This window comes from Streptomyces sp. WZ-12, assembly GCF_028898845.1.
In the GTDB taxonomy this organism is placed as follows: Bacteria; Actinomycetota; Actinomycetes; order Streptomycetales; family Streptomycetaceae; genus Streptomyces.
The window spans coordinates 5,120,525-5,130,325 of sequence record NZ_CP118574.1 but is presented as its reverse complement, the minus strand read 5'-3'; the positions used below and the strand labels follow the sequence as shown (position 1 = coordinate 5,130,325).

The window sequence follows — 9,801 nt, the reverse complement described above, 5'->3', positions numbered from 1 at the left end:
TGTCGGAAACTACCGGGCCGGCTGGCCCGATCAAACGCCCTTCGGGCCCGCCCGTCAGCAGGTCTCCAGCTCGGGAAGGCCGGCGTCCGCCCAGCGCGCGCCGATCCCGGTGACCGTCACCTCGCGGACGTCGTCCACGTCCTCCTCCGGGTGCCCCACCAGCCCACCGGGAGCGTCAGCGCCCACGGCCCGCCCGATGACGACGTGCAGCCGGTCCTCCGACAGCTCCTCGACCTTGCCGTCGCCCCACTCGACGACCACCACCGACTCCGGCAACGAGACGTCGAGGTCCAGGTCCTCCATCTCGTCCAGGCCACCGCCGAGCCGGTACGCGTCGACGTGCACCAGCGCCGGGCCACCGGTGAGCGACGGGTGCACCCGGGCGATGACGAAGGTCGGCGAGGTCACGGCACCCCGCACGCCCAGGGCCTCGCCCAGGCCGCGGGTGAGCGTCGTCTTCCCCGCGCCCAGCTCGCCGGTGAGCAGCACCAGATCGCCGGGGCGCAGCAGCGGCGCCAACCGGCGGCCCAACTCCTGCATCTGCTCGGGGGACTTGACGGTTACGCGGGCAGTAGCGGCAGTGGTGCTCATGCCGCAAATGGTACGGCCCGGACGGGGCGGGGGTCCCGCGTCCGGGCCGGCGGCGCCCTAGGCCCGCGCCGAGCGTGACCTGCGGGCCGCCGCGCCCGCCCGCTCCACCAGGGCCACCAGGTGGTCGTTGACCAGCTCGGGCCGCTCCAGCATCACCAGGTGCCCGGCGTCCGGCACGCACACCAGCTCGGCGTCGGGCAGCACCTCGGCGATGGTCCGGCTGTGCTCGGCCGGGGTGATCAGGTCCTCCTCACCAGCCAGCACCAGCGCGGGCACCGCGTCGTACGCCACCAGCGCCTCGGTCTTGTCGTGCACCGCGAACGCCGGGAAGAACTCGGCGACCACATCGATCGGCGTCGCCTCGATCAGCCGCTCCCCGAACCGCGCGATCGCCGGGTCCACGTCCGGACCGCCGAACGAATACCGCTTGATCAGCCCCGCGAACAGATCCGCGGTGGCCCGCCGCCCGCGCTCGACGATCTCGCTCTGCCGCCCCAGCGCCCGCAGCACCCCGGGCGCCAGCCAGTGGAACGCCTTCGAACCCATCGACGGCAGCCCGAACCCGACCTCGCTCAGCCGGCCCGCCGACGTCCCGATCAGCGCCACGCCGACCACCCGCTCCGCGACGTACTCGGGGAACTGGTCGGCCAGCGCCATCACCGTCATCCCGCCCATGGAGTGCCCGACCAGCACGATCGGCCCCTCGGGCACCGCGGCGTCCAACACCGCCTTCAGGTCCCGGCCCAGCAGGTCGATGGTGACCGGCTCGGTGCCGTCGATCTGCCCGTGGCCGCGCGCCGAGCGGCCGTGGCTGCGCTGGTCCCAGTGGACGGTGCGGACCGCGCCGCGCAGCACGGCCCGTTGGAAGTGCCAGGAGTCCTGGCTGAGGCAGTAGCCGTGACTGAAGACGACCGTGGGCGCCGGCGAACGTCGCCCCAGGGCCGCCGCGAGCCGCTTGTGCAGCCCGCTCCGGGCCTCCTGGACCGCCCGGACCTCCTTGCCCGCGCGGGCGCCCGGCGCACCGTTCACGGCCGCCCTGCCACCCCGGGACGGCCTCGGGGCCGGGCCATCCGCGACCTCGTCGACCTCGTAGTACAGCGCGGTCCCGTCCTCGGCGACCGCCGTGCCCGGGGTGCCGCGCAACGTCCCGTACGGGCCGACCGCGTCCAACGCCAGCCGGGCCCGCCGGCGCATCCCCCGACCGACCGTCAGCCGCTCCATGGCCACCCCGGCCGCCGCGCCCGCCGCGACCACGCCGATCGCCAGGCCCGCGAGGCCCGCCTGACGGCCTGCCTTGGCCCAGTTGCCCGCCGCCTCCGCGGCCGTCTCGACGGCCTGCGCCGCGGCCTCGGTCCCCTCGGTCATGCCATGCCCCCCGTCAGCGCCGTGTCACCTTCCCGCCGGTCCCCGACCTGCGTGGGGACCTCGCTGTCCACATAGACGCGCGGCACCCGCTTCCCGATCCGGGTGACGATCTCGTACCCGATCGTCCCGGCCGCCCGCGCCCAGTCCTCCGCGCTCGGCTCGCCGCGGTCCCCGGGCCCGAACAGCACCGCCTGCTCGCCGACCTCGGCCCGGTCCCCGCCCAGGTCGACCACGAACTGGTCCATCGCGACCCGCCCCGCGATCGTCCGCCACTTCCCGGCGACCAGCACCGGCCCCGTCCCCGAGGCATGCCGCGGAATGCCGTCGGCGTACCCCAGGGGCACCAGCGCCAGGGTGGTCTCCCCCGGCGTCGTGTAGTGGTGCCCGTACGACACCCCGTGCCCACCCGGCACCCGCTTCACCGACGCCAGCGACGCCTCCAGCGTCATCACCTGCCGCAGCCCGAAGTCCTCCGGAACACCGACCTCCGGGCTGGGCGAGACGCCATAGATCCCGATCCCGCTGCGGACGAGGTCGAAGTGGGCCTCGGGGAGGGTGAGCAGCGCGGGGGTGTTGGAGATGTGCCGCACCTCCGGGCGCAGCCCGGCCGCCTCGGCGACCGCCAGCGCCCGGTGGAACTCGGTCAACTGGGCGGCGATCGACGGGTGTCCGGGCTCGTCGGCGCAGGCGAAGTGCGACCAGACGCCGGTGACGGTGAGCGCCCCCTCGGCCTCGGCGGCGCGGGCGGCGGCGGTCAGCTCCGTCCAGTCCGCGGGCGGACAGCCGTTGCGGCCCAGGCCGGTGTCGATCTTCAACTGCACGCGCGCGGTGCGCCCGCAGCGCCGCGCCGCCTCCGCGACCTCGCGCAGCGCCCACATCCCGCTCACCGAGACGTCCACGTCCTGCTCGATCGCCCGGCCCCAGGGCCCGCCCGGCGTCCACAGCCAGCACATCAACCGGCCGCGGTCGCCGGCCTCCCGCAGCGCGAACGCCTCCTCGGGCAGCGCCACGCCCACCCAGCCCGCGCCGGCCTCACGGGCCGCACGGGCACAGCGGACCGCGCCGTGCCCGTAGCCGTCGGACTTCACGACGGCCATCAGCTCTGCCCCGGGGGCGCGGTCCCGCAGTGCACGGACGTTCGACCGCACGGCGGCGAGGTCGATGGCGGCACGGGCGCGCTTAGCTGTCTCGTTCATCCCCCTCAGTGTCGCAGGCGACCCGGCCCCAGGGGCCGGGTGACGCCACAGCCGTCCCACGTTTGTGGGCCTTCCCCCATCGAAGGCGCGACGCTTTGGGGGATTCCGCTGGGCCTGTCCGCCTTTCCTCGGGCCGGGCGCGGTCCGCTGCCTGGTGCGCCGCCGCCTCCTCGGGAAGTCAGGAGAGGTCAGGAACAGACGTTGGCCCAAGCCTCCCCCAACGCCCCCGCGACCTCCGACGCCGCGATCGGCTGGCCGTGCGGGCCGGCCGCGAGGCGGCCGGCGAGGCCGTGGAGGTAGGCGCCCACCGAGCCCGCATCGCGCGGGGCGAGGCCCGCGGCGAGGAGGGCCCCGGTGAGGCCGGAGAGGACGTCGCCGCTGCCGGCCGTGGCGAGCCAGCCCGTCCCGGTGGGGTTGACCCGCACCGGGACGCCCGGCGCCGGGTCCGCCACCAGCGTCGTCGAGCCCTTCAGCAGCACCGTCGCCCCGTACCGCGCCGCCACCTCCCGTACGGAGCCCAGCCGCGCCGCCTCGACCTCCTCGCGACCGCGCGCCAGCAGCGCCGCCGCCTCCCCCGCGTGCGGCGTCAGCAGCGTCCCGGCCGCCCTCCGCCGGAGCCGATCGGGCGTCAGGAAGCGCAGCCCGTCCGCGTCGACGAGCACCGGGACGTCCGCGTCCAGGACAGCCAGGACGTCGTCCAGCGCCCCCGGCTCGTCGCCGAGGCCCGGGCCGACCACCCAGGACTGGACCCGGCCGGCCTTCCCCGGCGGGCCGGCGTGCACCAGCGTCTCCGGGAACCGCGCCAACACCGCGTCCGTCGCCGGCCCGACGTACCGCACCGCCCCGGCACCGCCCCGCAGCGCGCCCGCCACCGCGAGCACCGCGGCCCCCGGATAGCGCGCCGACCCGGCGACCACCCCGACCACGCCCCGCCGGTACTTGTCGCTCTCGGCGGCCGGGCGCGGCAGCAGCTCCGCGACGTCCGCGTGCTGAAGCGCCGTCACCTCGGCGCTCTCCGGCGGGGTGAGCCCGATGTCCACCAGCCGCAGCGCGCCGGCCCGTTCGCGCGCCGGGTCGATCAGCAGGCCCGGCTTGTACGCGCCGAACGTGACGGTGACGTCGGCCCACACGGCGTCCCCGTGCACCTCACCGGTGTCGGCGTCCACCCCGCTCGGCAGGTCGACGGCCACCACGGTCGCGTGGTCCCACGCGGCGCGGGCCAGCCGGGCGGCCTCCGGGCGCAGCCCGCCGCGGCCGCCGATGCCGACGATGCCGTCGAGCACCAAGTCGGCGCGTTCGACGGCCCGGAGCGGGTCGGTGGCGATCCGGCCGCCGGCGGCGCGGAGGGCGGCCAGGCCGCCGGCGTGGGCGCGTTCGGGCGCGAGCAGCACCGCGCTCACGCCGGCGCCGCGCCGCGCCAACCGGGCGCCGGCGTACAGCGCGTCCCCGCCGTTGTCGCCGCTGCCCACCAGGAGCACCACCCGGGAGCCGTAGACCCGGCCCAGCAACTCGGCGCAGGCGACGGCCAGTCCGGCCGCCGCCCGCTGCATCAGGGCCCCGTCGGGCAAGCGGGCCATCAGCTCCTGCTCGGCGGCCCGCACGGTCTCCACGCTGTAGGCAGTCCTCATGCGGCCAGTGTCACACCGGGGTGTGGCCGGGCGGCGCAACGCGCGCCCGACCGCCCGCGCGTGCCCGGGCGCTACGCTTCGGCGATCACCACCGCGGAGGCGACGCCCGCGTCGTGACTGAGCGACACGTGCCAGGCCCGCACGCCGAGTTCGGCGGCCCGGGCGGCGACCGTGCCGCGGACCCGCAGCCGCGGCTGCCCGCTGTCCTCGACGTAGACCTCCGCGTCCGTCCAGTGCAGTCCGCCCGGTGCGCCCAGCGCCTTGGCCACCGCCTCCTTGGCGGCGAACCGGGCCGCCAGGGAGGCGATGCCGCGCCGTTCGCCGCTCGGCAGCGTCAACTCCCCCTCGATGAAGAGCCGGTGCGCCAGCTCCGGCGTCCGCCGCAGCGCCGCGTCGAACCGGTCGATCTCCGCGACGTCGATCCCAACCCCGATGATCACCAGGTCACTCCACCGTGACCGACTTGGCGAGGTTGCGCGGCTGGTCGACCTCGTTGCCTCGGGCGGTGGCCAGCTCGCACGCGAACACCTGGAGCGGTACGGAGGACACCAGCGGCTGGAGCAACACCGGCGTACGGGGCACCCGGACGAGGTGGTCGGCGTACGGGACGACCGCCTCGTCACCCTCCTCCGCGATGACGATGGTGCGGGCGCCGCGGGCCCGGATCTCCTGGATGTTGGAGACGATCTTGTCGTGCAGGACGGACCGGCCGCGCGGCGACGGGACGACCACGACGACCGGGAGGTCCTCCTCGATGAGCGCGATCGGGCCGTGCTTGAGCTCGCCGGCGGCGAAGCCCTCGGCGTGCATGTACGCCAGTTCCTTGAGCTTGAGGGCGCCCTCCAGGGCCACCGGGTAGCCGACGTGTCGGCCCAGGAAGAGCACGGTGTTCTTGTCGACCAGGGAGCGGGCCAGTTCGCGGACCGGCTCCATGGTGCCGAGCACCTGCTCCACCTGCGTGCCGATGGCGGCCAGTTCGCGGACCACGGCCCGGATCTCGTCGCCCCACTTGGTGCCGCGGACCTGCCCGAGGTAGAGCGCGACGAGGTAGACGGCGACCAGTTGGGTCAGGAACGCCTTGGTGGAAGCGACCGCGACCTCCGGGCCGGCGTGGGTGTAGAGCACCGCGTCGGACTCGCGGGGGATCGTCGACCCGTTGGTGTTGCAGATGGCGAGCACCCGCGCGCCCTGTTCGCGGGCGTGCCGCAGCGCCATCAGGGTGTCCATGGTCTCGCCGGACTGGCTGATGGCGATGACCAGGGTGCGGTCGTCGAGGATCGGGTCGCGGTAGCGGAACTCGCTGGCCAGCTCGGTCTCGCAGGGGACCCGCGTCCAGTGCTCGATGGCGTACTTGGCGATCATCCCGGCGTGGTAGGCGGTGCCGCAGGCCACGATGACGACCTTGTTGACCTCCCGCAGCACCGCCGGCGGGATCCGCACCTCGTCGAGCGAGAGCACGCCGGCGGCGTCGACCCGGCCCAGCAGGGTGTCGGCGACCGCCTTCGGCTGCTCGGCGATCTCCTTGAGCATGAAGTAGTCGTAGCCGCCCTTCTCGGCGGCGGAGGCGTCCCAGTCGACGTGGTAGGCGCGGACCTCGGCGGGCGCGCCGTCGAAGTCGGTGACCGTCACGCCGTCCCGGCGGAGCTCGACGACCTGGTCCTGGCCGAGTTCGACGGCCTCCCGGGTGTGGGCGATGAACGCCGCCACGTCGGAGGCGAGGAACGCCTCGTCCTCGCCGATGCCCACCACCAGCGGGGAGTTGCGGCGCGCCCCGACGACCAGGTCCGGCGCGTCGGCGTGTACCGCGACGAGGGTGAAGGCGCCCTCCAGCCGCCGGCACGCCTGCCGCATCGCCTCGGGCAGTTCGCCGCACGAGGAGTACGCCTCGGCGAGCAGGTGCGCGACCACCTCGGTGTCGGTCTCGGAGGTCAACGCGTGGCCGCGGTCGATGAGTTCGGTGCGCAGCGCGGCGAAGTTCTCGATGATGCCGTTGTGGACGACGGACACCCGGCCGGCGTTGTCCAGGTGCGGATGCGCGTTGACGTCCGTCGGGCCGCCGTGCGTGGCCCACCGGGTGTGGCCGATGCCGACCGTGCCCGAGGGCAGCGGACGATCGGCCAACTCCTTCTCCAGATTGGCCAGTTTCCCGGCCTTCTTGGCCGCCGCCAGTCCGCCGTCGGCCAGGACCGCGACGCCGGCCGAGTCGTAGCCGCGGTACTCCAGTCGCTTCAGCCCGGCCAGCACCACCTCTAGGGCGCTCTGCCCGCCCACGTAACCCACGATTCCGCACATGGGGGGCAGCCTACGCGCCGGCCTCGCCCCCGCGCCGTACGGGCGCGCACCGCGACCCGGCCCCGCAATCCCCCGCTCTCGCCCGGTCCCGGCACCCGTCGCGCGGACCCGCAGGTCGGACCGTGCGGGCCGGCCGCACCGCCACCCCGCCGCAGCCCGCCCGCCCGCGCGGCGGACAATGGGCCCGTGTCTTTGACGACGGATCCGCACGCGCAACCACGACGCCGCACCGACAGCTCGCCGTACGTCGATCTGACGCGCGCGGAGTGGAGCGCCCTACGGGAGAAGACCCCGCTGCCGTTGACCGCCGAGGAGGTCGAGCAGCTGCGCGGGCTCGGCGACGTCATCGACCTCGACGAGGTGCGCGACGTCTACCTCCCGCTGTCCCGGCTGCTCAATCTCTACGTCGGCGCCACCAGCAATCTGCGCGGGGCGCTCAACACCTTCCTGGACGACACCGGCAACGGCCACGGCTCGCAGCCCGGCACCCCCTTCGTGATAGGCGTGGCCGGCAGCGTGGCGGTCGGCAAGTCCACCACCGCCCGGCTGCTCCAGGCACTGTTGGCCCGCTGGCCGGAACATCCGCGGGTGGAGCTGGTCACCACCGACGGCTTCCTCTATCCCAACGCCGAACTGCACCGGCGCGGCCTGATGTCCCGCAAGGGCTTCCCGGAGTCCTACGACCGTCGGGCGCTGACCCGCTTCGTCGCGGACGTGAAGTCGGGCCGGGCGGAGGTCACCGCGCCGGTCTACTCGCACCTGATCTACGACATCGTGCCCGACGAGCGGTTGACCGTGCACCGGCCGGACATCCTGATCGTCGAGGGCCTCAACGTCCTCCAGCCGGCGCTGCCCGGCAAGGACGGCCGCACCCGGCTGGGCCTGGCCGACTTCTTCGACTTCTCGGTCTACGTGGACGCCCGGTCCGAGGACATCGAGCGCTGGTACCTCGGCCGCTTCCGCAAGCTGCGCCGGACGGCGTTCCAGAACCCGTTCTCGTACTTCCGCAAGTACACCCAGGTCTCCGAGGAGGAGGCGCTGGACTACGCGCGGATGATGTGGCGCACCATCAACCGCCCGAACCTGGAGCAGAACGTGGCGCCCACCCGCGGCCGCGCCAACCTGGTGCTCCGCAAGGGCCCGGACCACAAGGTGCAGCGGCTGTCCCTGCGGAAGCTGTAGACAACGCGGCGGGGGCGCCCGGGCGACAGCACAACTGTCGCCCGAGCGCCCCCGCCGCGCGAACTCCGTTATCCCAGAGCGGACTTGACCGCGTCGGCGAGCCGCTGCGCGACCGCCCGCGCCTGCTCGATGTCGGCGGCCTCGACCATCACCCGCACCAGCGGCTCGGTGCCGGAGGGCCGCAGCAGCACCCGCCCGGTGGCGCCCAGTTCCTGCTCGGCCTCGGCGACCGCCGCGGACACCTCGGGGGAGCTGCCCACCCGGGACTTGTCGACGTCGGGGACGTTGATGAGGATCTGCGGCAGCCGCTCCATGACGCCGGCGAGCTCGGCCAGGGTGCGGCCGGTCGCGGCGACCCGGGCCGCCAGCATCAGGCCGGTCAGCGTCCCGTCGCCGGTGGTGGCGTGGTCCAGCACGATGACGTGACCGGACTGCTCGCCGCCCAGCGCGAAGCCGTGCGCCTTCATCTCCTCCAGGACGTAGCGGTCGCCGACCGCGGTCTGGACGAGGGCGATGCCGGCGCGCTCCATGGCCAGCTTGAAGCCCAGGTTGGACATGACGGTGGCGACGACGGTGTCCTCGCGCAGCGTGCCGGCCTCGTGCATGCCGAGCGCCAGGACGGAGAGGATCTGGTCGCCGTCGACCTCGTTGCCGGCGTGGTCCACGGCCAGGCAGCGGTCGGCGTCACCGTCGTGGGCCACGCCCAGGTCGGCACCGTGCTCGACGACGGCGGCGCGCAGCTTGTCGAGGTGGGTGGAGCCGCAACCGTCGTTGATGTTCAGGCCGTTGGGCTCGGTGCCGAGGGTGATCACCTCGGCGCCGGCCCGCGCGAACGCCTCGGGCGAGACCCGGGCCGCCGCACCGTGCGCCCCGTCGATGACGATCTTCAGCCCGTCCAGGCGGTTGGGCAACACGCCGACCAGGTGCGCGACGTACTTGTCGAAGCCCTCGTCGTAGTCGGTGACCCGGCCGACGCCGGAGCCGGTCGGCCGCTCCCACGGCTCACCGGAGCTGTGCGCCCGGTAGGTCTCCTCGATCCGGTCCTCCAGCTCGTCGGCCAGCTTGTGGCCGCCGCGCGCGAAGAACTTGATGCCGTTGTCGGGCATCGGGTTGTGGCTGGCGGAGAGCATCACGCCCAGGTCGGCGCCGAGCACCCCGGTCAGGTACGCGACCGCCGGGGTCGGCAGCACGCCCACCCGCAGCACGTCCACCCCGGCGCTGGCCAGGCCCGCGACCACCGCGGCCTCCAGGAACTCCCCGGACGCCCGCGGATCGCGACCGACCACGGCCGTCGGCCGGTGCCCTGCAAACGTCCCCGCCTCGGCCAGCACGTGTGCCGCCGCGACCGACAGGCCGAGCGCCAGCTCCGCCGTCAGATCCGCATTGGCGACGCCGCGCACACCGTCCGTGCCGAAGAGTCGTCCCACTGGTGTCCTCCATTACGATCCACCAGGCGCCGCTCCGGACGCCCGCCACCTAGTGACTAAACGAACGCCCCGGCAGCACGGAAGTGCCACCGGGGCGTTCGCCTGGGCTGCCTCGTGCAG

The 9,801-nt window shown here is 74.4% G+C and carries 8 protein-coding genes; 1 reads left to right on the top strand and 7 read right to left on the bottom strand.

Annotated features, from left to right (window positions below; genetic code table 11):
* Window positions 1–54: 54 nt before the first annotated feature.
* The 6 genes from tsaE to glmS all read right to left on the bottom strand — a co-directional run bounded on the left by tsaE (window position 55) and on the right by glmS (window position 7,072).
* The gene (gene tsaE, locus PV796_RS22285; protein ID WP_274915099.1) at window positions 55–591 is read right to left on the bottom strand and encodes a tRNA (adenosine(37)-N6)-threonylcarbamoyltransferase complex ATPase subunit type 1 TsaE; all 537 of its coding nucleotides are present in this window, start codon (window positions 589–591) and stop codon (window positions 55–57) included.
* A gap of 57 nt (window positions 592–648) precedes the next feature.
* Window positions 649–1,956 carry an alpha/beta fold hydrolase gene (locus PV796_RS22280; protein ID WP_274915098.1) on the bottom strand — a complete coding sequence of 436 codons (1,308 nt, stop codon included), beginning with the start codon at window positions 1,954–1,956 and terminating at the stop codon, window positions 649–651.
* Window positions 1,953–3,152 (bottom strand): alanine racemase, encoded by a 1,200-nt coding sequence (gene alr / locus PV796_RS22275; protein ID WP_274915096.1) that lies wholly within the window; start codon window positions 3,150–3,152, stop codon window positions 1,953–1,955. Before alr ends, PV796_RS22280 begins: the two co-directional genes overlap by 4 nt.
* 188 nt (window positions 3,153–3,340) lie before the next feature.
* Window positions 3,341–4,780, bottom strand: a complete 1,440-nt coding sequence (locus tag PV796_RS22270; RefSeq protein WP_274915095.1) for an NAD(P)H-hydrate dehydratase — start codon at window positions 4,778–4,780, stop codon at window positions 3,341–3,343.
* Between the two features lie 71 nt (window positions 4,781–4,851).
* Complete coding sequence (locus PV796_RS22265) at window positions 4,852–5,223, bottom strand: holo-ACP synthase (RefSeq protein WP_274919177.1); 372 nt, start codon at window positions 5,221–5,223, stop codon at window positions 4,852–4,854.
* A 1-nt stretch (window position 5,224) separates the two neighbouring features.
* On the bottom strand, window positions 5,225–7,072 hold the full coding sequence (gene glmS, locus PV796_RS22260; protein WP_274915094.1) for a glutamine--fructose-6-phosphate transaminase (isomerizing): 1,848 nt from the start codon (window positions 7,070–7,072) through the stop codon (window positions 5,225–5,227).
* 186 nt (window positions 7,073–7,258) lie between these two features.
* On the opposite strand from glmS, the gene coaA reads away from it, so the two are divergent.
* A complete protein-coding gene (gene coaA, locus PV796_RS22255; RefSeq protein WP_274915093.1) occupies window positions 7,259–8,254 on the top strand; it encodes a type I pantothenate kinase in 996 nt (331 codons plus the stop codon).
* Between the two features lie 68 nt (window positions 8,255–8,322).
* Here coaA and glmM read toward each other — a convergent pair whose 3' ends face one another.
* Window positions 8,323–9,681, bottom strand: coding sequence for a phosphoglucosamine mutase (gene glmM, locus PV796_RS22250; RefSeq protein ID WP_274915092.1), 1,359 nt, complete (start codon window positions 9,679–9,681; stop codon window positions 8,323–8,325).
* Window positions 9,682–9,801: the final 120 nt, after the last annotated feature.